This is a genomic window from Streptomyces sp. R44 (assembly GCF_041053105.1).
In the GTDB taxonomy this organism is placed as follows: domain Bacteria; phylum Actinomycetota; class Actinomycetes; order Streptomycetales; family Streptomycetaceae; genus Streptomyces.
On record NZ_CP163444.1, the window covers coordinates 2,310,465 to 2,331,781 of the forward strand.

Annotated in this window: 18 protein-coding genes; 6 read left to right on the forward strand and 12 right to left on the reverse strand. The window is 72.7% G+C overall.

What is annotated here, in order from left to right; translation table 11 throughout:
* Positions 1 to 12 precede the first annotated feature (12 nt).
* Positions 13 to 1,482 (forward strand): ankyrin repeat domain-containing protein, encoded by a 1,470-nt coding sequence (locus AB5J54_RS10700; protein WP_369143683.1) that lies wholly within the window; start codon positions 13 to 15, stop codon positions 1,480 to 1,482.
* 9 nt (positions 1,483 to 1,491) lie between these two features.
* Here AB5J54_RS10700 and AB5J54_RS10705 read toward each other — a convergent pair whose 3' ends face one another.
* Positions 1,492 to 1,917, reverse strand: a complete 426-nt coding sequence (locus AB5J54_RS10705; RefSeq protein ID WP_369143684.1) for a ribonuclease domain-containing protein — start codon at positions 1,915 to 1,917, stop codon at positions 1,492 to 1,494.
* 161 nt (positions 1,918 to 2,078) lie between these two features.
* On the reverse strand, positions 2,079 to 3,461 hold the full coding sequence (locus AB5J54_RS10710; protein WP_369143685.1) for an MFS transporter: 1,383 nt from the start codon (positions 3,459 to 3,461) through the stop codon (positions 2,079 to 2,081).
* 120 nt (positions 3,462 to 3,581) lie between these two features.
* Between AB5J54_RS10710 and AB5J54_RS10715 the strand changes: the two genes are divergently transcribed.
* The gene (locus tag AB5J54_RS10715; protein WP_369143686.1) at positions 3,582 to 4,085 is read left to right on the forward strand and encodes a MarR family winged helix-turn-helix transcriptional regulator; all 504 of its coding nucleotides are present in this window, start codon (positions 3,582 to 3,584) and stop codon (positions 4,083 to 4,085) included.
* Between the two features lie 185 nt (positions 4,086 to 4,270).
* Positions 4,271 to 5,173: a tyrosine-protein phosphatase gene (locus AB5J54_RS10720; protein ID WP_369143687.1), complete on the forward strand. Its 903-nt coding sequence runs from the start codon at positions 4,271 to 4,273 to the stop codon at positions 5,171 to 5,173.
* Here the strand turns inward: AB5J54_RS10720 and AB5J54_RS10725 are convergent.
* The 5 genes from AB5J54_RS10725 to AB5J54_RS10745 form a co-directional block, all read right to left on the reverse strand.
* Positions 5,098 to 6,852 carry a DEAD/DEAH box helicase gene (locus AB5J54_RS10725; protein ID WP_369143688.1) on the reverse strand — a complete coding sequence of 585 codons (1,755 nt, stop codon included), beginning with the start codon at positions 6,850 to 6,852 and terminating at the stop codon, positions 5,098 to 5,100. The two genes, AB5J54_RS10720 and AB5J54_RS10725, sit on opposite strands and share 76 nt — an antisense overlap.
* 191 nt (positions 6,853 to 7,043) lie before the next feature.
* On the reverse strand, positions 7,044 to 7,667 hold the full coding sequence (locus tag AB5J54_RS10730; RefSeq protein WP_369143689.1) for a TetR/AcrR family transcriptional regulator: 624 nt from the start codon (positions 7,665 to 7,667) through the stop codon (positions 7,044 to 7,046).
* Between the two features lie 38 nt (positions 7,668 to 7,705).
* The gene (locus AB5J54_RS10735; protein WP_369143690.1) at positions 7,706 to 8,215 is read right to left on the reverse strand and encodes a pyridoxamine 5'-phosphate oxidase family protein; all 510 of its coding nucleotides are present in this window, start codon (positions 8,213 to 8,215) and stop codon (positions 7,706 to 7,708) included.
* A 102-nt stretch (positions 8,216 to 8,317) separates the two neighbouring features.
* A complete protein-coding gene (locus AB5J54_RS10740) occupies positions 8,318 to 8,698 on the reverse strand; it encodes a VOC family protein (RefSeq protein ID WP_369143691.1) in 381 nt (126 codons plus the stop codon).
* A gap of 53 nt (positions 8,699 to 8,751) precedes the next feature.
* Positions 8,752 to 9,117: a MerR family transcriptional regulator gene (locus tag AB5J54_RS10745; RefSeq protein ID WP_369143692.1), complete on the reverse strand. Its 366-nt coding sequence runs from the start codon at positions 9,115 to 9,117 to the stop codon at positions 8,752 to 8,754.
* A gap of 69 nt (positions 9,118 to 9,186) precedes the next feature.
* Between AB5J54_RS10745 and AB5J54_RS10750 the strand changes: the two genes are divergently transcribed.
* Positions 9,187 to 10,083, forward strand: a complete 897-nt coding sequence (locus AB5J54_RS10750; RefSeq protein WP_369143693.1) for an aldo/keto reductase — start codon at positions 9,187 to 9,189, stop codon at positions 10,081 to 10,083.
* On the opposite strand, the gene AB5J54_RS10755 is transcribed toward AB5J54_RS10750, so the two are convergent.
* Together AB5J54_RS10755 and AB5J54_RS10760 are read right to left on the reverse strand one after the other, a co-directional pair.
* A complete protein-coding gene (locus tag AB5J54_RS10755) occupies positions 10,078 to 10,797 on the reverse strand; it encodes a VWA domain-containing protein (protein WP_369143694.1) in 720 nt (239 codons plus the stop codon). The genes AB5J54_RS10750 and AB5J54_RS10755 overlap by 6 nt on opposite strands.
* Complete coding sequence (locus AB5J54_RS10760; RefSeq protein ID WP_369143695.1) at positions 10,798 to 11,355, reverse strand: PadR family transcriptional regulator; 558 nt, start codon at positions 11,353 to 11,355, stop codon at positions 10,798 to 10,800.
* Positions 11,356 to 11,467: 112 nt separating this feature from the next.
* Between AB5J54_RS10760 and AB5J54_RS10765 the strand changes: the two genes are divergently transcribed.
* Complete coding sequence (locus AB5J54_RS10765; protein ID WP_369143696.1) at positions 11,468 to 12,586, forward strand: LLM class flavin-dependent oxidoreductase; 1,119 nt, start codon at positions 11,468 to 11,470, stop codon at positions 12,584 to 12,586.
* Between the two features lie 107 nt (positions 12,587 to 12,693).
* On the opposite strand, the gene AB5J54_RS10770 is transcribed toward AB5J54_RS10765, so the two are convergent.
* From AB5J54_RS10770 to AB5J54_RS10780, 3 genes are all read right to left on the reverse strand, one after another.
* Positions 12,694 to 14,154 carry a glutamate synthase subunit beta gene (locus AB5J54_RS10770; protein WP_369143697.1) on the reverse strand — a complete coding sequence of 487 codons (1,461 nt, stop codon included), beginning with the start codon at positions 14,152 to 14,154 and terminating at the stop codon, positions 12,694 to 12,696.
* Positions 14,147 to 18,706, reverse strand: coding sequence for a glutamate synthase large subunit (gene gltB, locus AB5J54_RS10775; RefSeq protein ID WP_369143698.1), 4,560 nt, complete (start codon positions 18,704 to 18,706; stop codon positions 14,147 to 14,149). Before gltB ends, AB5J54_RS10770 begins: the two co-directional genes overlap by 8 nt.
* A 501-nt stretch (positions 18,707 to 19,207) precedes the next feature.
* Positions 19,208 to 19,936, reverse strand: a complete 729-nt coding sequence (locus AB5J54_RS10780; protein WP_369143699.1) for a VIT1/CCC1 transporter family protein — start codon at positions 19,934 to 19,936, stop codon at positions 19,208 to 19,210.
* A 254-nt stretch (positions 19,937 to 20,190) separates the two neighbouring features.
* Here AB5J54_RS10780 and AB5J54_RS10785 point away from each other — a divergent pair, with 254 nt between their 5' ends.
* Positions 20,191 to 21,186: an ADP-ribosylglycohydrolase family protein gene (locus AB5J54_RS10785; RefSeq protein ID WP_369143700.1), complete on the forward strand. Its 996-nt coding sequence runs from the start codon at positions 20,191 to 20,193 to the stop codon at positions 21,184 to 21,186.
* The last annotated feature ends 131 nt before the right edge of the window (positions 21,187 to 21,317 follow it).

A 21,317-nucleotide genomic window follows, 5' to 3' on the forward strand; every position in this document is an offset into this window, starting at 1 on the left:
CAGGGTCGGGGCATGAGCACGTTGTTCGACGCGATCCGGGCCGGGGACGAGAACGGGGCCGTGCGGCTCCTGAGGGACGGGGCCGACCCCGAGGGCCGGGAGGACGGGGAGACCGCCCTGTACCGTGCGGCCGTCGACGGCGAGGCCGGGATCGTGCGGGTCCTGCTCGCCGCCGGGGCCGACCCCGCCCGGCTCAGCGGCGAGGAGGAGGGCGACCTGCCGCTGTGCGGCGCGGCCTGCGGCGGGCACACCGAGGTGGCGCGGGCGCTGCTCGCGGCGGGCGCGGCGGCCGACCAGCAGGAGTCGTACGGGTTCACGGCCCTCGCCTGGGCGCTCCGCCTCGGCCATGCCGGCACGGCCCGGGTCCTCCTGGAGCACGGCGCCGACCCGGACCGGCCAGGGCCGGACGGGGTCCTCCCGCTCGTCGCCGCCGCCCGGCGCGGCTCCAGCGGCTGCGTGCGGGCGCTCCTCGACCACGGGGCGCAGGCCCGGGAGGCCGCGCTGCGGGAGGCCCGGCGGTGGATCGGCGTCGACATCGCCGCCGAGCTGCGGCGCGGGCTCGTGGCCGGGAACGAGGGCGGGCAGACGTACGAGGCGGTCGTCCGGCGGATCCGGGAGGACGGCGGGATCACGGTGTGCGTCGAACTGCTGCGGGAGAACGGCGCCCCCGGGCGCGGCGACGACCGGCAGACCGGTCACGCGGCGATCGCCACGCTCCTGGAGGCGGCCCTCGGCCTGCGCACCCCGCACGAGGAGCTCGCGGCGCGGGCCCTGCACTGCGGCGACCCGGAGCTCGACGACTGGACGACGGCCGTGGCCGAACTGGCGGGCCGGGCCGACGAGGAGACCTTCGTGGCGGCGGCCGGATGGTGCGCCTACCGGGATCCGCTGCGCCGGGCCCTCGGTGCGCGGGTGCTCGGCGTGCTGCCCGGCTTCGGCCCGAGCGCGGCCCCGGTCCTGCGGCGCCTCGCGGCGGAGGCCGTGCCCCCGGCGCGGGAACCGGTGCTCTCGGCGGTGGTCGCGCTCGGGGAGTGCGCGGACGCGGCCGCCGTGCCCGAACTGCTCGCGGCGGCCGCGCATCCCGACGCGGTGGTGCGCCGGGCGGTCGCGGCGGCCCTCGCCGGGATCGTGCCGGCCGGGCACGTCGAGGCGCTCGGGGTGGTGCTCGCACTGAGCCGGGACGGCGACGCCCGGGTGCGGGACTGGGCGACGCTCGCGCTCGCCGAGCTGCCCGACGACACCCCTCTCGTACGGGAGGGGCTCGCGGAGCGGCTCGGCGACACCGATCCGGAGACCGCGGCGGAGGCGGCGCGCGGGCTCGCGATCCGTCAGGACCCGCGCGCCGTCGACGCGCTGGCGTCGATCCTCGCGGACGGGGAGGCGGACGGCGCGGCCCGCGAGACGGCGCTGGCCGCCCTGGAGCACGTGCACGACCCGCGGGTCAGGACCCGTCTGGAGTGGACGACCCCGCGCCGCGGCTGAGATCGGGCGTCAGCAGGCGTAGTCGACGAGGTCGAACGTGGCGTAGTGGTCGGAGGTGTAGTAGTCCTCGTCCGCCGTGCTCCCGGTGACGATCCGGCGGGCACCGCGGGTGGAGACGCCCGGGGTCTTCACCGTGTACTCGTGGTAGTAGCCGTAGTCGTGGGCCGGCAGGACGCCTTCGCGGTTCTGGAAGACGACCCCGTCCTGGCTGTAGGGGAAGGGGCCGCCCGCGTCGATCAGGCGCAGGGTGTCGTACGCCTGGCTGGGCAGGGCCGAGTAGCAGATGTCCCCGACGGACGCGGTCGCCGCGAGGGTGGACACGGCGGCGACGGGTGCGGGGGCGGGTGCGGCGGTGGCCGGGGCGCCGAGGAGGAGGGAGGAGAGGAGGGCGGTGGCGACACCGCCGGCGAGGGTGAATCGAGGGGGGATTCGCATGGCTGTGATGATGACGCGCGTAGATCCCCGTCGGGAACCCCAACGCCCCTGAATTCCCCGGACGTTAACCGGTTCCTCCCCAACGTGCGGATCCGGTGGACGCGCACGCGGAGCGCCGGGACCCCTCCGGGTCCCGGCGCTCCGCCGCGGGTGAGGGGGCGTCACCGCCCGCCGGCGGGGAGCCGCAGGCTCAGCAGGGCGGCGCCGGCGTAGGCCGCGAGGACCCAGGGCATCGCGGCGGAGAGGGAGAGGTCCGCGAAGTACGCGGTGCCGATGGCGGCCGCGCCGAGGGCGCCGCCGAACTGCTGGGCGGTGGAGAAGACCCCCGACGCTCCGCCCGCGAGTTCGGCCGGGGCGGCCGAGAGGACGATGCCCACGAGCGGGACGACGAGGAGGCCGAGGCCGGCGCCCGCGACGGCGAGGCCGGGGGCCAGCGGCCAGGCGCCGGTGTGGACGGGTGCGGCACCCTCCATCGCGTACCAGACCCAGCCGTAGCCGCCGGCCATCAGGAGGGCGCCCGCGGTGGGGACGTACCGGCCGAGCTTGGCGGCGAGCGGCTCGGCGGCCGGGGCCGTGAGGAAGCCGCCCGCCGAGAAGGCGGCCATCAGGACGCCCGCCTGCGTCGGGGTGTAGCCCTGGCCGCCCTGCAGCCAGATCGCGAGGACCAGGAAGAAGCCCTGCATGCCGAGGGCGAAGAGCAGCTGGACGGCGAGACCGTACGAGAAGGCCGGGACGGTGAGGATCCGCCGGGGCAGCACCGAGCCGCGGACGGCGACCCCGGCCACCGCGAGGGCGCCCGCGGCGAGGAGGACCCAGCCCCACAGCGGCCAGCCCCAGCCGCGGCCCTGGACGAGCGGCAGGACGACGGCGACGAGTCCGGCGGCGAGGACGAGGCTGCCGAGCAGCGGGGGCCGGGTGGCGGCGTGCTCGCGGGTGCCGGGGACGAGGACGACGGCGGCGGCGAGGGTGAGGACGGAGACGGGCACGTTGACGAGGAAGACGCTGCGCCAGCCGAGCCCGAAGAGGTCCGCGTCGGTGAGGACCCCGCCGAGCAGCAGTCCGATGGCGGAGGCGAAGCCGGCCACCGCGCCGTACATCCCGAAGACCTTGCCGCGGTCCTTGCCCTGGAAGAGGCTCTGGAAGGAGCCGAGCACCTGCGGCATGAGCACGGCGGCGGCGACGCCCTGGACGGCGCGGGCGGCGATCAGCCGGCCGGGGCTCTGGGCGATGCCGCAGGCGAGGCTGGCGAGGCCGAAGCCGGCGGTGCCGGCGAGGAAGAGCGCCTTGCGGCCGTACCGGTCGCCGAGCCGTCCCGCGACGACGAGGGTCGCGGCGAAGCCCAGGAGATAGGCGGAGACGGTCCACTGGAGGGCGCTCTCGGAGGCGCCGAGCCCGTGCCCGAGGGAGGGCAGGGCGACGTTGACGATGGTGACGTCCACGAGGTCCATCAGGGCGGCGACCATCATGACGACGGCGGCGGCCCAGCGGCGCGGGTGGACGGTGAACGGAGCGCCGGTGGCGGCGGTCGTGACGGTCGTGGACATCTGGCCCTCCCTCTCGATTTTTATTTCGTTCGAGCGAACGAAATAAAAATGGCATGCGCCACCCCTTGATCGCAAGTCTTTCGTTCGGCCGAACGAAATGAATTTTGCTAGGCTGCCGCCATGAGCGAGCAGGACAGCGGGCGGGGCGGCGCGCAGCACCAGGACCGGGACCAGGACCGGGGCGCGGTCGTCGCCGCCCTCACCGCCGCCGGCCGGGACTCCAGCGCCGCCTCCGTCGCCTTCCACTCGGCGATCGCGGCCCAGCAGGACCTGGGCGCCACCGAGACCAAGACCCTCGACCTGCTCGAACGGCACGGCCCCCTCACCGCCAAGGAGCTGGCCGAGCACTCGGGCCTGGCCCCCGCCTCGGTCACCGGGCTCGTCGACCGCCTGGAGCGCAAGGGCTTCGTGCGCAGGGTGAAGCACCCGACGGACAAGCGCCGGGTGCTCGTCGAGCCCCGCCCCGAGAAGCTGGCGGAGCTGGCCCCGCTCTTCGACGACTGGGCCCGCGAGGTGCACGAGCTCTACGAGGAGTTCACGACCGAGGAACTGGCGACGATCACCCGCTTCCTGACGGGCGCGACCGAACGCCAGCGCGCCGCCACCAGGCGCCTCACAGAGTGACGGGGGTACGCACACCCCTCCCGTTCGGCCCTCCCGGCTGCTACCTTCCTCGCCAGCACACCACCTAACTAACGTTAGATGGAGGAGCGGCCCCGCGGGCCCGTCCGCCCACGGCTGTCCCACCCGAGTCCGTCAGCCGTACGGCCGTCCGCCGTACGTCCGTCAGTCCGTAAGGGAGTCCAGCCATGCCCTTGTCCAGACGCGCACTGCTCACCACCACCGGCGCAGCCACCCTGCTCTCGGTGCTGCCCACGCAGGCGAGCGCCCGCCCCCGCCCCTTCTCGACGACCGCCATCCGGCAGATCCCGCTCCAGGGCGCGGTCAACGTCCGCGATCTCGGCGGGTACGTCACCTACGACGGCGCCCGGGTCCGGCAGGGCCTCGCCTACCGCGGCGACCACCTCGCCAAGCTCACCGACGCCGACCTCACCACCCTCGCCGGGCTCGGCCTCGGCACCGTGGTCGACCTGCGGATCCCGCTGGAGGTCGGGTACGACGGCGCCGACCGGCTGCCCGCCGGTACCGTCCCGGTCGCCCGGCCCATCACCGACCACGGGCTCTTCGGGCAGCTGATGGCCGCGATCGGCTCCCGCGACCCGGTGCGGCAGGAGGAGATGCTCGGCGGCGGGCGGGCCGCCGCCTTCATGCGCGAGGTGTACCGCACCTTCGTCACCGACGCCGCCAACCGGGCCGCCCTCGCGGCCACCCTGCGGGACCTGGCCGACCCCCGCCGGGGGCCGCTGCTCCTGCACTGCACCTCGGGCAAGGACCGCACCGGCTGGACGAGCTGGCTCCTGCTCACCCTCCTCGGGGTTCCGGAGAGCTCCGCCCGCGCGGACTACCTGGCCTCCAACACCTTCCGCGCCGCCTACGACGCACGCGTGCGGGAGGGCCTGAAGCAGGGCGGGCTCATGCAGAACCCGGACCTGATCGTGCCGCTCCAGGAGGTGCGGGCCGAGTACCTGGACACCGCCCTCGACCAGGTCCGCACCTCGTACGGGAGCCTCTTCCGTTACGTGTCCGTCGGCCTCGGCCTGGAGCTGCGCGAGCTCGCGGCGCTCCGCGAACGGCTCGTGCCGGAGGCCTGACGCCCGCCCCGGCCCGCGCCGGCCGCCGCACCGCGCCCGGCACCCGCGCCGGAACCCCGGCCCGTGCCGGAGCCGCGCCCCGAGCCGCCCGCTCCGCGCCCGGAGCCGCCGGCGCCGCCGGAACCCCGGCCCGTGCCCGTCGCGGCGCCGGAGCCCCGGCCGGTGGGCGTGGCGGACCCGCGGCCGCCGGACGTGCCGGAGCCGCGGCCCGAGGCCGGTGCGGCCGTGTCCGTACCACCGTTCCCGGCTCCCGAACCGGCCGGACGGCGACGGCGGCGGCCGCCCGTGCCGGCGCCGCCGGTCCCCGTCGCCTTGCGCGGCGGGGTCGGCTGCGGGACCTCGATGACGACGGGGACGCCCGAGGGCTCCCGGGCGCCGGTGAGCTCGGCGAGCTCCTCGTCGCTGGACCTGATCTGCGCCGTGCGGGGGCTGATGCCCGCGTTCGACATCAGCCGGCCCATGTCCCGCTTCTGCTCGGGCAGGACCAGGGTGAAGACGCTGCCGGACTCGCCGGCGCGGGCCGTGCGGCCGCCCCGGTGCAGATAGTCCTTGTGGTCGATCGGCGGGTCCACGTTCACGACCATGTCGAGGTCGTCGACGTGGATGCCGCGGGCCGCCACGTTCGTCGCGACGAGCGTGGTGACCTGGCCGGTCTTGAACTGGTCCAGGGTCCGGTTGCGCTGCGGCTGCGAGCGGCCGCCGTGCAGCCCGGAGGCCCGGACGCCGTTGGCCAGGAGCCGCTTGACCAGCCGGTCCACGGACCGCTTGGTGTCCATGAAGAGGATCGTCCGGCCTTCGCGGGCCGCGATCCGCAGCGTGACGGCCTTCTTGTCGGTCTCGTCGAGCACGTAGAGCAGGTGGTGCTCCATCGTGGTGACCGCGCCGGCCGACGGGTCGACGGAGTGCACGACCGGGTCGTCCAGGAACATCTTGACGAGCTTGTCGATGTTCCGGTCGAGGGTCGCGGAGAACAGCAGCCGCTGACCGCCCGGCTCGACCTGCTTCAGCAGCTTCGTGACCTGCGGCAGGAAGCCCATGTCGGCCATCTGGTCGGCCTCGTCGAGGACGGTGACGGCGACCTGGTCCAGGCGGCAGTCGCCCCGCTCGATGAGGTCGTGCAGCCGGCCGGGCGTGGCGATGAGCACCTCGGCGCCGCGCCGCAGGGACGAGGACTGCCGGGAGATCGACATGCCGCCGACGACCGTGGTGATCCGCAGCCGCAGCGCGGAGGCGTACGGGGTGAGGGCGTCGGTCACCTGCTGGGCGAGCTCGCGGGTCGGCACCAGGACCAGCGCGAGGGGCGCGGTCGGCTCGGCGCGGCGGCCGGCGGTGCGGGCGAGGAGCGCGAGCCCGAAGGCGAGGGTCTTGCCGGAGCCGGTACGCCCCCGGCCGAGGACGTCACGCCCGGCGATCGAGTTCGGCAGGGTCGCGGCCTGGATCGGGAACGGCTCCGTCACACCCTGCTCGGTGAGCGTCCGCAGCAGCGCGGCCGGCATGTCCAGGTCCTCGAAGGAGGCCACGGGAGGCAGCGCGGGCGTCACCGTCTCCGGAGGAGTGAACTCCTGCGGCGGCGGGGGCGCGGCGGGACGACGGCCGCCGCGGGGGCCCTTCGGCTGGGACGTGGACTTCGCCTGGGCGGTGCGGGGGCCGCGCTTGTGGGGGCGTTCGGAGCGGGTCATTCGTGCCTTCCTGGCCGGTGCGCGGCACAGCCGGGGCCCGCACCTGCGCGATGCGGGCCCCGGCTGTTTCTACCCGGAACAATAGTGCGCCTCGGGACCTTCCCGCCCCGGCCGCCCCCTCGGGCACCCCTCGACCCTCCCTCGACCGCCCGGTTCGGCGTCCCGCCGTGAGCGGCGTCACAGCGGTCCGGTCAGTCGCGGCGTACGGCGACCCCGTCCAGGACCATCGACAGGTACTGGCGGGCGATCTCCTCCGGGCTGTGCCGGCCGCCCGGCCGGTACCAGGACGCGGCGACCCACACGGTGTCGCGGACGAACCGGTAGGTGAGCCGGATGTCGAGGTCGGCGCGGAAGACCCCGGCGGCGACACCGCGCTCCAGGGTGCCGAGCCAGGCCTTCTCGAACTTGCGCTGCGAGTCGGCCAGATAACCGAAGCGGGGCTGGTCGACGAGGTGCAGCGACTCCTTCTGGTAGATCGCGACGGCGGCGCGGTGCCGGTCGATCTCCCGGAAGGACTCGGTGACCAGGGCCTCGATGGTCTCGCGGGGGCCGAGCCCGGCGTCGAGCACGGCGTCGTACCCCTCCCACAGCTCGTTCAGGAAGGTGGAGAGGATCTCGTCGAGCATCGACTCCTTGGAGTCGAAGTGGTAGTAGAGGCTGCCGGCGAGCATCCCGGCGGCGTCCGCGATCTTGCGGACGGTGGTGGCGTTGTACCCCTGGGCGGCGAACACCTCGGCCGCCGTGTCGAGGAGTTCACGGCGCCGCTCGGGCCCGCCGCTCACCTGGGTCTTCTTCTTGCTTGCAGTGTTCGGCACGTGCCCATTGTGGTCCTCCGCGCGGGCGGCCGGTGGGGTCAGGTGTCCTCGCGGGGCGGACTGTCGTCGTTGCCGCGCCGGAGCGTCCTGGTCGGGCGCCCCGGCGCCCAGCTGCGGAAGACGATCTCCTCGCCGTCCACCCAGGTCCGCACGACCTCGGTCGGCTCCACCCGGAACAGGTGGAAGGGCTGCGGCGCGCCCGCCTCGGCCGCGTACCGGTCCAGCTTCTCCGGGTCCGTGACCTCGACCGCCCGCCCCGAGATCCGGACGTCCCCGCCGCCCATGTCGGTGCCGCCGCCCGGGTTGGCGAGCAGCGCGAACCGGGGGTCGCGGCGCAGGTCGAGCGCCTTGCGGGAGTTCGGCATCATGCCGAGCCAGAGCTCCCCGCCGCGGAAGTCGGCCTCGATGCCGCTGAGCCGGGGCGAGCCGTCCTTGCGGAGGGTGGCGAGGGCGTGGTGGGTGTACTGCCCGAAGCGTTCCCGCACGAGGGCGGCGAACTCGGGCTCCTCGGCCTCGAAGGCAGGCCAGGTGGTTCCGGTGTCTCCCATGACTGTGTCTCCCATGAGTCCAGGAAACACCGGAATCCCGACAGCCACGGTCCGGATTACTCCGGACTCACCAGCGGGTTCAGGCGGTCGCCGCGCGTGGGGTCAGGCGGTCGCCGCGCGCTCCGCCTTGCTGCGCTCCACGCAGAACTCGTTGCCCTCCGGGTCCGTCAGGGTCGCCCAGCCGGTGCCGTCCGGGTTCCGGTGGTCCTCGAACAGCGTGGCGCCGAGGCCGAGCAGCCGCTCGACCTCCTCGTCACGCGTGCGGTCCTGCGGCTGGAGGTCGAGGTGGACGCGGTTCTTCACCGACTTCCCCTCGGGGACCTGGATGAAGAGGAGGTTCGCGCCGGGCGACTCGACGAGCGCCTCCGGGTCGCCGGGGAAGTCGTCGTCGGCGAGCTTCGCGTCGAGGGCGGCGGCCCAGAAGCTCCCCAGGGCGTAGGCGTCGGCGCAGTCGATGGTCACGTGTCGTACGAGAGAAGTCATGGGCCGCATGATCTCCCTCACCCACGACCAGGAGCCACCCGTTTTCCCAACTTTCAGTCGCTGGCGGCGAGTTGCCTGCCCTCGGTGACCGCCACGAGTGCGGCGAGCGAGGAGCGGGTGCCCTGGAGGTCCTGGATCCTCTCGTCGATGGCGTCGAGCTGGGCGACGAGCATCGGGCTGAGGCAGGGCTCGATCTCCGCCTCGCTGCCGCAGACGCAGTCGAGGACCTCGGCGATGACCCGGGTCGGCAGTCCGGCGCCGAGGAGGGCGCGGATGCGGCGTACGACGGCGGGGGCGTCGGGGCCGTAGACCCGCTGGCCGCCGGGGGTGCGCTCCGAGTCGAGGAGACCCTGCTCCTCGTAGTAGCGGAGCAGCCGGACGCTCACCCCGGTCTCGCGCGCCAGCTCACCGATCTTCATGTGACCCCCCTCACATTCGCCCGTCCGCGCTTGAACCTCACATCCGTGTGAGCTCCTACGGTTCCGAGCATGACGACAGACACCAAGTCCTCGGACCAGACGATATTCCAGCTCGGCGGCGACCTCCCGGTCCGGCGTGTCGGCTACGGCACGATGCGACTCGCCGACGGTCCCGGCGATCCGACCGGCCCCGAGGCCCGCATCTGGACGGCCCCGGCGAACCGGTCGGCGGCGGTGAAGCTGCTGCGCACCGCCGTCGAGGCGGGCGTGACCCTCTTCGACACGGCCGACGCGTACGCCCTGGGGGCCGGCGAGGAGCTGCTCGCCGAGGCGCTGCACCCGTACGGCGAGGGGGTCGCGGTGGCCACCAAGGTCGGCGTGGTGCGTCCCTCCCCCACCGAGTGGGTGCCGCTGGGCCACCCCGCCTATCTGCGCCAGCAGGCCGAACTGAGTCTGCGCCGGCTGCGTACGGAGCGGATCGACCTCCTGTACCTCCACCGTCTCGACGAGAACGTCCCGGTCGCCGAGCAGGTCGGCGCCCTGAAGCGGCTCCAGGAGGAGGGCAAGGTCCGGCACATCGGGCTCTCGGAGGTGACGGTCGAACAGCTCACCGAGGCGGAGGCGACGGCACCCATCGCGGCCGTGCAGAACCTCTACAACCTGGCGACCCGCGACCACGAGCCGGTCGTCGACCACACGGCCGGGCGCGGGATCGCGTTCGTCCCCTTCTTCCCGGTCGCCATGGGCGGGCACGCCGGCCCGGACGGGCCCGTCGCCCGTGTGGCCCGCGAGGTCGGCGCGACCCCGTCCCAGACGGCCCTGGCGTGGCTCCTGCACCGGGCCCCGCACATCCTCCCGATCCCCGGCACGTCCTCGGCGGCCCACCTCGTGGAGAACCTGGGCGCGCTCGACGTCACCCTGACCGAGGAGCAGTTCGCCCGCCTGGGAGCGGCTTCGGGTTCATGACCGGACGACGCCCTGGGCCCGGGCCGCGGCGAGCCAGGCGGGGAACTCGGCGACGAGCCGGTCGTACAGTTCCGCGTCGGGGACCCGACTGGGGTCCTGGCCCGCGTGGAAGAAGCCGGCGTTGTCGAGGGGCCGCTTCGCCGGCACGTCCAGCTCGTCGAGCCGGCGCAGGAACTCGAACTGCCGGCTTCCGGGGTCGCCGAAGCCGATGAACTGCCAGAAGATGGGCAGCCGGGCCGCCTTGCAGACGTACCGCTCGGCGGCGAGCTTGTTGATCGGCCCTCCGTCGGTCTGGAAGACGACGAGCGCGGGCGCGCTGGAGCCGCTGTCCAGGTAGTGGTCGATGACGGCGTCCATGGCGAGGTGGTAGCTCGTCTTGCCCATGTGGCCGAGCCCGGCGACGATCCGGTCGATCCGGCCGACGTGGTCGTCGAGCCGGATGTCGGTCTCGGCGTCGATGCCGGTGGAGAAGAAGACGACCGGGACCCGTCCGTCGTCGTCGAGGTGCGCGGAGAGGCCGAGCACCCGGTCGGCGAGGGCCTGCACGGCGCCGTTGGCGTAGTACGGCTTCATCGAGCCGGAGTAGTCGACGACGAGGTAGACGGCGACCCGCTGTCCGCCGATCCCGTGCCGCTCCAGCGAGGCCCCGGCCTCCTTGTAGAGACTCACCAGGGCGGGTGCGGTCTCCTCGACCTTCCGCAGGCTCAGTGCCATCTACTGCTCCCCCTCCAGTTCCTCGATGTCCGCGAGCATGGCGTCGGCCAGGTCGCGTTCGGCCGCGTAGTACCGCTCCGCCCAGGCGAGGGTGAGCCGGGGGTACGCCCAGGCCTCGTCCGCCCCCGCGTCCGCCACGTCCGTCTCGGCGCGCTGCCGCATGCGCTCGGCGTACTCCCGGTGCGCGGCCAGGATCTCCCGCATCCGCTCGGGTTCGAGGAGGTGGCCGAGCCAGAGCCGCAGCATCGGCCCGTGCTTGAGGACGGGCGGGTCGAGGGGGGCCGTGCGGGCCCAGGTGCGGACGGCGCCGAGGCCCTCGTCGGTGATGCGGTAGACCCGCTTGTCGCGCGTGCCGGCCTCGGGGGCGACGAGCCGCGAGGTGGCGTACCCGCTGTTCTCCAGGCGTTTGAGCTCGCTGTAGATCTGGCTGAAGGAGGGGCTCCAGTAGAAGAGGCCGAGGGACCGGTCGGACCACTTCTTGACGTCGTAGCCGGACAACTCCCGTCCGTGGGAGAGCAGTCCGAGCACGGCCCAGCTGGTCGCGGGAAGCTCTGGCACGCTCTCTCGGTCCACCACGGACGGCAGTCTACGGCCCTTCCTTCCCCTCCCTATGCCTGCTAGAAGTATTTCGATTAGGCATAGAGAAAGGCCTACCCCGGGAGGAGCGCCCGTGAAGTTCTCCATGATCTTCGAAGCACAGCTCGTCGACCCCACCCCCGCCCGCGAACACCAGGTCCTCCACGACTGCGTCGAACAGGCCGTCCTCGCCGAGGAGATGGGCTTCGACCGGATCTGGGCGGTGGAGCACCACTCCCTCGTCCAGTACGCCCACATGAGCGCGTCCGAGATCTTCCTGACCTGGGTAGCGGCCCGCACCCGGACGATCCGGGTCGGCCACGGCGTGGTCACCATGCCCTTCGGCTACCAGCACCCGGTCCGGGTCGCCGAGCGCGCCGCCATGCTCGACGTGCTCTCCGGCGGCCGGGTCGACGTCGGCGCCGGCCGGGGCGCGACCCGCCAGGAGACCCGGATGTTCGGGGTACGCCCGGAGGACACCCGCCCGCAGACCGAGGAGGCCCTGCGGATCTTCGCCTCGGCCTGGCGGGAGCCGGAGCTGGAATGGCACGGCTCCCTGGACATCGGCCCCGGCGCGGTCCTCCCCCGCCCCGTACAGACCCCGCATCCGCCGCTCTTCATGGCCTGCTCGCAGCACGAGTCCCTCCGGCAGGCGGCCGAACTCGGCATCGGTGCCCTGGTGATGGGCTTCGCGGGCGCGGAGGACGTCCGGGCGATGCGCGCGGTGTACGACGAGGCCCTCGCCTCCAGGGACGGCTCCCGGTTCGTCTCCACGGAGGTCAACGACCACTTCTCCGCCCTGTGCCCGACGATCGTCCTGGACGACCCGGCCCGCGCGCTCCGGCTCGGCACCCGGGGCCAGCGCTTCTTCGCCGAGTCGATCGCCCACTGGTACGGCGGCGCCCCCGCCCCCACGGGCTACGCGGAGGACGAGGACCACACCGGGGCGCTGGACGAGCAGCGCCAGAAGCTGGTCGCCCGCCTGCACGAGGCGGACATCCCCGCCCGTCCGGTCGACACGGGCACGTACAACACCGACCACGCCTACGGGGACGCGGCGACGGCGATCGCCTACGTGGAGCGGCTCCGCGAGATCGGCGTCGACGAGGTGATGTGCCTGATCCAGATGGGCACGGTGCCGCAGGAGGTCTGCCTGGAGACGATCAGGCAGTGGGGGGAGCACGTGATCCCGTGCTTTCGCGGGCCCCGGTAGGAAAGCATCGCAGCACCTCCCAGGCGTCCGGTCGGGGACATTCGGGAGGTGCTGCGCTCAGTTCCGCACGTCGTTGTACGGGACGTTCAAGGGGTGATCCGGTGGGATCAGACCGTCAGGGAGCGGTCCGTCGGGCGGATCGGGGCCGGCAGGGAGCTGGCGCCGGTCAGGTAGCGGTCGACGCCGCGGGCTGCCGAGCGGCCCTCGGCGATGGCCCAGACGATGAGCGACTGGCCGCGGCCGGCGTCACCGGCGACGAACACGCCGTCGACGTTGGTGGCGAAGTCCGCGTCACGGGCGACGTTACCCCGCTCGTCCAGGTCCAGACCGAACTGCGCGACCAGGCCGTTCTCGACGTCCGTGCCGGTGAAGCCCATGGCCAGGGTGACGAGCTGGGCGGGGATCTTCCGCTCCGTGCCCGGCTTCTGGGTCAGCTTGCCGTCGACGAACTCGACCTCGATGAGGTGGAGGAACTGGACGTTGCCGTCCTCGTCGCCCTCGAAGTGGGTGGTGGAGACGGAGTAGACCCGCTCGCCGCCCTCCTCGTGCGCCGAGGTGACCTTGTAGAGCATGGGGAAGGTCGGCCAGGGCTGGCCGGCGTTCCGCTCGTCGCCCGGCTTCGGCATGATCTCCAGCTGCGTGACCGAGGCCGCGCCCTGGCGGTGTGCCGTACCGACGCAGTCCGCGCCGGTGTCGCCGCCGCCGATGACGACGACGTGCTTGCCCTCGGCGGTGATCGGCGGGGCCACGAAGTCGCCCTCGACGACCTTGTTGGCGAGCGGCAGGTACTCCATCGCCTGGTGGATGCCGTTCAGCTCCCGGCCCGGGACGGGCAGGTCGCGGGCGGTGGTGGCACCGGCGGCGATGACGACCGCGTCGTACCGGTTGCGCAGCGCCGTCGCCGGCATGTCGCGGCCGATCTCGACGCCCGTGCGGAACTTGGTGCCCTCCGCGCGCATCTGCTCGATGCGGCGGTTGATGTGCCGCTTCTCCATCTTGAACTCGGGGATGCCGTACCGGAGGAGGCCTCCGATGCGGTCCGCGCGCTCGTAGACGGCGACGGTGTGGCCGGCCCGGGTCAGCTGCTGGGCGGCGGCGAGTCCGGCCGGGCCGGAGCCGATGACGGCGACGGTCTTGCCGGAGAGGCGGTCGGGCGCCTGCGGCTTGACGTCGTTCGCGTCCCAGGCCTTGTCGATGATGGAGACTTCGACGTTCTTGATGGTGACGGCCGGCTGGTTGATGCCGAGCACGCACGCGGCCTCGCACGGAGCCGGGCACAGACGGCCGGTGAACTCCGGGAAGTTGTTGGTGGCGTGCAGCCGCTCCGACGCCGCCGACCAGTCCTCGCGGTAGGCGTAGTCGTTCCACTCGGGGATCAGGTTCCCGAGGGGACAGCCGTTGTGGCAGAACGGGATGCCGCAGTCCATGCAGCGGCCGGCCTGCTTGCTGATGATCGGGAGCAGGGAGCCGGGGACGTAGACCTCGTTCCAGTCCCTGACGCGCTCGCCCACCGGTCGGGTCTGGGCGACTTCACGCCCGGTGGTCAGGAAGCCCTTGGGGTCAGCCATGGGACGCAGCCTCCATCATCTTCTCGGTGGTCTCGGTCTCGGAGAGACCGGCGAGCTCAGCGGCGTCCTTGGCGGCGAGCACTGCCTTGTACGTGGTGGGGATGATCTTGCTGAACCGGGCCGCCGCGGCGTCCCAGTCGGCGAGGAGCTTCTCGGCGACCGTGGAGCCGGTCTCCTCGAAGTGACGGCGCACGACGTCGTGCAGCCAGGTCTTGTCGGTGTCCGACAGGGCCTCGATCGCCTCCAGGTTCCCGGAGTTGACGTTGTCCCGGTCGAGGTCGACGACGTAGGCGACACCGCCCGACATGCCGGCCGCGAAGTTGCGGCCGGTCTCGCCGAGGACGACCGCCGTGCCGCCGGTCATGTACTCGCAGCCGTGGTCGCCCACGCCCTCCGAGACGACCAGGGCGCCGGAGTTGCGGACGCAGAAGCGCTCGCCGGTGCGGCCGCGGAGGAACAGCTCGCCGCCGGTGGCGCCGTAGCCGATCGTGTTGCCCGCGATGGTGGAGTACTCGGCCAGGTGGTCGGCGCCCCGGTCGGGGCGGACGATCACACGGCCGCCGGAGAGGCCCTTGCCGACGTAGTCGTTGGCGTCGCCCTCCAGGCGGAGCGTGACACCGGCCGGCAGGAAGGCGCCGAAGGACTGGCCCGCGGAACCGGTGAAGGTGATGTCGATGGTGTCGGCCGGGAGGCCGGCGCCGCCGAACTTCTTCGTCACCTGGTGGCCGAGCATGGTGCCGACCGTGCGGTTGATGTTGCGGATCGCGACCTGGGCGCGGACCGGCTGGGCCTCCTCGGCGGAGGCGGCGCCCAGGGCCTCGGCGGCGAGCTGGATCAGCTCGTTGTCGAGGGCCTTCTCCAGGCCGTGGTCCTGCTCGACCCGGGCGTGGCGGACCGCGCCCTCGGGCAGCTCGGGCACGTAGAAGAGCGGCTCCAGGTCGAGACCCTGCGCCTTCCAGTGCGTGACCGCGCGGCTGGTGTCGAGCAGCTCGGCGTGGCCGACGGCCTCCTCGATCGAGCGGAAGCCCAGCTCGGCGAGGAGCTCGCGGACCTCCTCGGCGATGAACTCGAAGAAGTTGACGACGAACTCGGGCTTGCCGGAGAAGCGGTCGCGCAGGACCGGGTTCTGGGTGGCGATGCCGACCGGGCAGGTGTCCAGGTGGCAGACGCGCATCATGACGCAGCCGGAGACGACGAGCGGCGCGGTCGCGAAACCGAACTCCTCGGCGCCGAGCAGCGCGGCGATGATGACGTCGCGGCCGGTCTTCAGCTGGCCGTCGGTCTGGACGACGATCCGGTCGCGCAGGCCGTTGAGCAGCAGCGTCTGCTGGGTCTCGGCGAGACCGAGCTCCCAGGGGCCGCCCGCGTGCTTCAGGGAGGTCAGCGGGGAGGCGCCCGTACCGCCGTCGTGGCCGGAGATGAGGACGACGTCCGCGTGGGCCTTGGAGACACCGGCGGCGACCGTGCCGACGCCGACCTCGGAGACCAGCTTCACGTGGATGCGGGCGACCGGGTTGGCGTTCTTGAGGTCGTGGATCAGCTGAGCCAGGTCCTCGATGGAGTAGATGTCGTGGTGCGGCGGCGGCGAGATGAGGCCGACGCCGGGCGTCGAGTGACGCGTCTTGGCGACCCACGGGTAGACCTTGTGGCCGGGCAGCTGGCCGCCCTCGCCGGGCTTGGCGCCCTGGGCCATCTTGATCTGGATGTCGTCCGCGTTGACCAGGTACTCGCTGGTGACGCCGAAGCGGCCGGAGGCGACCTGCTTGATCGCCGAGCGGCGCGCCGGGTCGTACAGGCGCTCCGGGTCCTCGCCGCCCTCACCGGTGTTGGACTTGGCGCCCAGCTGGTTCATGGCGACGGCGAGCGTCTCGTGCGCCTCGCGGGAGATGGAGCCGTACGACATGGCGCCGGTGGAGAAGCGCTTGACGATCTCGGAGACCGGCTCGACCTCGTCGATCGAGATCGAGGGGCGGTCCGAGGTGAAGCCGAACAGGCCGCGGAGCGTCATGAGGCGCTCGGACTGCTCGTTCACCCGCTCCGTGTACTTCTTGAAGATGTCGTACCGCTTGGTGCGCGTGGCGTGCTGCAGGCGGAAGACGGTCTCCGGGTCGAACAGGTGCGGCTCGCCCTCGCGGCGCCACTGGTACTCGCCGCCGATCTCCAGGGCGCGGTGCGCCGAGGGGACGCCGGAGACGGGGTACGCCTTGGCGTGGCGGGCGGCGACCTCCTTGGCGACGACGTCCAGACCGGCGCCGCCGATCTTGGTGGCCGTGCCGTTGAAGTACGTGGCGACGAAGGTCTCGTCGAGGCCGACGGCCTCGAAGACCTGGGCGCCGCGGTAGGAGGCGACGGTGGAGATGCCCATCTTGGACATGACCTTGAGGACGCCCTTGCCGAGCGCGTAGATCAGGTTCCGGATGGCCTGCTCGGCCTCCAGGCCCTCGATGAAGGTGCCGGCGCGGACCAGGTCCTCGACGGACTCCATCGCCAGGTACGGGTTGACCGCCGCGGCGCCGTAGCCGATGAGCAGGGCGACGTGGTGGACCTCGCGGACGTCGCCGGCCTCGACCAGCAGACCCACCTTGGTGCGCTGCTTGGTACGGATGAGGTGGTGGTGGACGGCCGCGGTGAGCAGCAGCGAGGGGATCGGCGCGTGCTCGGCGTCGGAGTGCCGGTCGGAGAGCACGATCAGGCGGGCGCCGCCCTCGATGGCGGTGTCGGCCTCGGCGCAGATGGCCTCGATGCGGGCGGCGAGGGCGTCGCCGCCGCCGGAGACCCGGTAGAGGCCGGAGAGGGTCGCGGCCTTCATGCCGGGCATGTCGCCGTCGGCGTTGATGTGGATGAGCTTGGCGAGCTCGTCGTTGTCGATCACCGGGAAGGGCAGGGTGACGCTGCGACACGACACGGAGGTCGGTTCCAGCAGGTTGCCCTGGGGGCCCAGCGAGGACCGGAGGCTCGTCACGAGCTCCTCGCGGATGGCGTCCAGCGGCGGGTTGGTGACCTGCGCGAACAGCTGCGTGAAGTAGTCGAAGAGCAGCCGCGGGCGGGCGGAGAGGGCCGCGATCGGCGAGTCCGTGCCCATGGAGCCGAGCGGCTCGCCGCCGGTGCGGGCCATCGGCGCGAGGATGACGCGGAGCTCTTCCTCGGTGTAGCCGAAGGTCTGCTGGCGGCGGGTGACCGAGGCGTGGGTGTGCACGATGTGCTCGCGCTCGGGGAGGTCGGAGAGCTCGATCTCGCCGGTCTCCAGCCACTCCTCGTAGGGGTGCTCGGCGGCGAGGGCGGCCTTGATCTCGTCGTCCTCGACGATGCGGTGCTCGGCGGTGTCGACGAGGAACATCTTGCCGGGCTGGAGACGGCCCTTGCGGACGACCTTGGCGGGGTCGATGTCGAGGACGCCGACCTCGGAGGAGAGGACGACGAGGCCCTCGTCGGTGACCCAGTAGCGGCCGGGGCGCAGACCGTTGCGGTCGAGGACCGCGCCGACCTGGACGCCGTCGGTGAAGGTGACGCAGGCCGGGCCGTCCCAGGGCTCCATCATCGTGGAGTGGTACTGGTAGAAGGCGCGGCGGGCCGGGTCCATGGTCTCGTGGTTCTCCCACGCCTCCGGGACCATCATCAGGACCGCGTGCGGCAGGGAGCGGCCGCCGAGGTGGAGGAGCTCCAGGACCTCGTCGAAGGAGGCCGAGTCGGAGGCGTCCGGGGTGCAGATCGGGAAGATCCGCTCCAGGGAGCCCTCGCCGAAGACGGTGGAGTCGAGCTGCGCCTCGCGGGCGGTCATCCAGTTCCGGTTGCCCTTGACGGTGTTGATCTCACCGTTGTGGGCGACGAAGCGGTACGGGTGGGCCAGCGGCCAGCTCGGGAAGGTGTTGGTGGAGAACCGGGAGTGGACCAGGGCCACGGCGGTGGCGCAGCGGCGGTCCGACAGGTCCGGGAAGAAGGGCTCCAGCTGGCCGGTGGTCAGCATGCCCTTGTAGACGATGGTGCGGGCGGAGAGCGACGGGAAGTACGTCGCGGCCTCGCGCTCGGCGCGCTTGCGCAGGACGAAGGCCTTGCGGTCGAGCGCGATGCCCGTGTGCTCGCCGTCGGCGACGAAGAGCTGGCGGAAGACCGGCATGGTGGCGCGGGCGGAGGCGCCGAGCAGCTCGGGGGCGACGGGGACCTCGCGCCAGCCGAGGACGGTGAGGCCCTCTTCGGCGGCGATCGTCTCGATCTTCGCGACGGTCTCGTCGGTGCCGTCCTCGGGGAGGAAGGCGATGCCGACGGCGTACGCGCCGGCCTCGGGGAGGGCGAATCCGGCGACCTCGCGGAGGAAGGCGTCCGGGACCTGGAGCAGGATGCCGGCGCCGTCACCGGAGTCGGGCTCGGAGCCGGTGGCGCCGCGGTGCTCGAGATTGCGCAGTACGGTCAGCGCCTGCTCGACCAGCGCGTGGCTGGCTACACCGGTGAGGGTGGCCACGAACCCGACACCACAGGCGTCGTGTTCGTTACGGGGGTCGTACATCCCCTGCTGAGCGGGGCGACCGTCCATGGGCGACCAGGCGTCGGAACGCATCGGCTCTCCCGTCGTCGTCGTGGCATATGGAGCTGCCGAGGGACGACGTTGGCCCTCCGCGAAATTTCGTGCAGGTTACATGATGGCTGGCTTCTCGCGAAGTGGATAGCTCATTCCAGCATGCGGACACCGCCGATACGGAGCGGTGGTGTGGGTTCACCTGTGGGGTGCGGCGACAGAGGCTGTCCCGCGGGGGACGGATCGAAGGTCCGGAGAGTGCTTTCGGGTCTCCGGCGACCCGCCGCTGGGAGTGGGCTTCGTTGCCCGGTGACGCTCAGGCCTCTTTCCCGTTGGTCACGGGTTCGAAACCGCCGAGTAACCGGCTACTTATGTGGCGTCGCGCATAGTGTCTCACCGTCGTGGCGGATCGGGCCAGGGATATACGTCACAGCCGATCCACACCGTATATCCCGAAAAGGTGCCCCGAAAAGACCGAGAGGCCCCTTTCGGGGGCCTCTCGGTCTTCTGTCGGGGTGCGGAATCCGCACCGGTCCCGCAGGGCTACAAAGCGGCCCCGAAGAGCATGCCGAGCCCGTACGTGACGGCCGCGGCGGCACCACCCAGGACGAGCTGGCGCATACCGCTGAAGAGCCAGCCTCGAGCGGTCACCCGGGCCACCAGGGCGCCGCAGGCGAAGAGCCCGAGGAGCGCGAGCAGCACGGCGGGCCAGAGCGCGGTCGCGCCGAGCAGGTACGGCAGGACGGGCAGGAGCGCGCCGAGCGCGAAGGAGCCGAAGGAGGACACGGCGGCGACCATCGGCGACGGCAGGTCGTCCGGGTCGATGCCGAGCTCCTCCCGGGCGTGGATCTCCAGGGCCTGCTCGGGGTCCTTCGACAGCTGCATCGCGACCTCGCGGGCGAGCGCGGGCTCGACGCCGCGGGAGACGTAGAGCGCGGCGAGCTCCTCCATCTCGTCGATCGGGTGCTTGCGCAACTGGCGGCGCTCGACGTCCAGTTCCGCCTGGACGAGCTCGCGCTGCGAGGCGACGGAGGTGTACTCGCCGGCCGCCATGGAGAAGGCGCCGGCGGCGAGGCCCGCGAGGCCGGTGATGACGACGGTCTGCGAGGAGACCGCGCCACCGGCGACACCGGTCATGAGGGCGAGGTTGGAGACGAGTCCGTCCATCGCGCCGAACACCGCCGGGCGCAGCCAACCGCCGTTCACGTCACGGTGCGTGTGGTTGTCGCGGTGGGCCTCGTGCAGTGGCGCCTGAGCTTCGATGATGGACATGGTTCTCCCCTCGTTCCGGCGGGCCGGGATGCACCCGCCGCCCCCAACACCGTCGAAAATACGCCCGATGTAAGGGGCGCGCCAGCAAGCCAGGCCGTACTTACTAAGGCCCGCCTCAGTGAGGGCAACCCAACCTGGCGAGGTGTCAGGCGGGTGACAGAGACGTTTCTTCGGCGACTTCGCGGCCCCTGGTGGCACAGATCCAGGCAACGGGGCGCCGCTGTCGGCGCCTCCACCGAAGGAAGGGGCGCGAGATGGTGAACAGCACGGCCTGCGACACGCGTGAACGGGCGAGAGGGGCGCTCCTCGGCCTCGCCGTCGGCGACGCCCTCGGCGCGCCCGCCGAGAACATGCGGCCCTCCGAGATCCGCCGCCGCTGGGGCCGCATCGAGGGTTTCGTGACGGACAGCCCGGCGGGCACCGACGACACGGAGTACGCCATCTTCTCGGGGCTGCTCCTCGCCCGGCACGGCTCGGCCCTCACCGTCCACCACGTCGAGCGGGCCTGGCACCACTGGATCGCCGACCTCGACGAAGGCCCCTTCCGCGGCGCGGGCTTCTCGGAGCGCGGCACCCTGGAGAACCTCCGCCGGGGCCTCGCGGCCCCCATCTCGGCCCAGCACCGCCACGCGTGGAGCGACGGCCTCGCGATGCGCGCCGCCCCCTTCGGGGTGTTCGCGGCGGGCCGCCCGGCGGAGGCGGCGCGACTGGTCGCGATCGACGGCAGCGTCAGCCACGACGGCGAAGGCATCTACGGGGGCCAGGCCGTGGCGGCGGGAGTGGCGGCGGCGATGACGGGAGCGACGGTCACGTCGGTCATCGCGGCAGCGCTCTCGGTCGTCCCCATGGACTCCTGGACGGCCCGCTCGCTGCGCCGCGCGGTCGTCGCGGCCCAGCGGGTCCAGCCGGACCCGCTCACCCGCGAACGCCAGGTCCGCTCGGCGGTCGTCATCGGCGGCTACCCGTGGACGGACCTCGCCCCGGAGGCGGTGGGCCTGGCCTTCGGGGCCTTCGCGGCGGCCCGAGGCGACTTCCGTACGGCGGTCCTGACGGCGGTCAACATGGGCCGCGACGCCGACACGACGGCGGCGGTGGCGGGCGCCCTGGCGGGCGCGGCGGGCGGGGTGAACGCGATCCCGTCCGACTGGGCCTCGGCCATCGCCCCGGTGACCGGCAGCTGCCTCCCGTCGATGCGCGGCTACCACGTCCTGGACGTGGCGGACCTCCTGACCCCGGAGGAGGCGGCATGAGCGCGGACCTGACGACGGCGGGCGAGACCGAAACCGCCGCGGGCGCTGCGGGCGCCGTGGCGGACACCATTGCCGCCACCACCGCCGTGGGCAATCGTTCCGCAGGGCGAGGGGGGTCCCCCCTGGTCGAG

Bases quoted from the DNA above. Each gene is read 5' to 3' on its own strand.
- AB5J54_RS10700 (WP_369143683.1), top strand. From the start codon at position 13: ATGAGCACGTTGTTCGACGCGATCCGGGCCGGGGACGAGAACGGGGCC.
- AB5J54_RS10705 (WP_369143684.1), bottom strand. From the start codon at position 1,917: ATGCGAATCCCCCCTCGATTCACCCTCGCCGGCGGTGTCGCCACCGCC.
- AB5J54_RS10710 (WP_369143685.1), bottom strand. From the start codon at position 3,461: ATGTCCACGACCGTCACGACCGCCGCCACCGGCGCTCCGTTCACCGTC.
- AB5J54_RS10715 (WP_369143686.1), top strand. From the start codon at position 3,582: ATGAGCGAGCAGGACAGCGGGCGGGGCGGCGCGCAGCACCAGGACCGG.
- AB5J54_RS10720 (WP_369143687.1), top strand. From the start codon at position 4,271: ATGCCCTTGTCCAGACGCGCACTGCTCACCACCACCGGCGCAGCCACC.
- AB5J54_RS10725 (WP_369143688.1), bottom strand. From the start codon at position 6,852: ATGACCCGCTCCGAACGCCCCCACAAGCGCGGCCCCCGCACCGCCCAG.
- AB5J54_RS10735 (WP_369143690.1), bottom strand. From the start codon at position 8,215: ATGGGAGACACCGGAACCACCTGGCCTGCCTTCGAGGCCGAGGAGCCC.
- AB5J54_RS10740 (WP_369143691.1), bottom strand. From the start codon at position 8,698: ATGACTTCTCTCGTACGACACGTGACCATCGACTGCGCCGACGCCTAC.
- AB5J54_RS10745 (WP_369143692.1), bottom strand. From the start codon at position 9,117: ATGAAGATCGGTGAGCTGGCGCGCGAGACCGGGGTGAGCGTCCGGCTG.
- AB5J54_RS10750 (WP_369143693.1), top strand. From the start codon at position 9,187: ATGACGACAGACACCAAGTCCTCGGACCAGACGATATTCCAGCTCGGC.
- AB5J54_RS10755 (WP_369143694.1), bottom strand. From the start codon at position 10,797: ATGGCACTGAGCCTGCGGAAGGTCGAGGAGACCGCACCCGCCCTGGTG.
- AB5J54_RS10770 (WP_369143697.1), bottom strand. From the start codon at position 14,154: ATGGCTGACCCCAAGGGCTTCCTGACCACCGGGCGTGAAGTCGCCCAG.
- gltB (WP_369143698.1), bottom strand. From the start codon at position 18,706: ATGCGTTCCGACGCCTGGTCGCCCATGGACGGTCGCCCCGCTCAGCAG.
- AB5J54_RS10780 (WP_369143699.1), bottom strand. From the start codon at position 19,936: ATGTCCATCATCGAAGCTCAGGCGCCACTGCACGAGGCCCACCGCGAC.
- AB5J54_RS10785 (WP_369143700.1), top strand. From the start codon at position 20,191: ATGGTGAACAGCACGGCCTGCGACACGCGTGAACGGGCGAGAGGGGCG.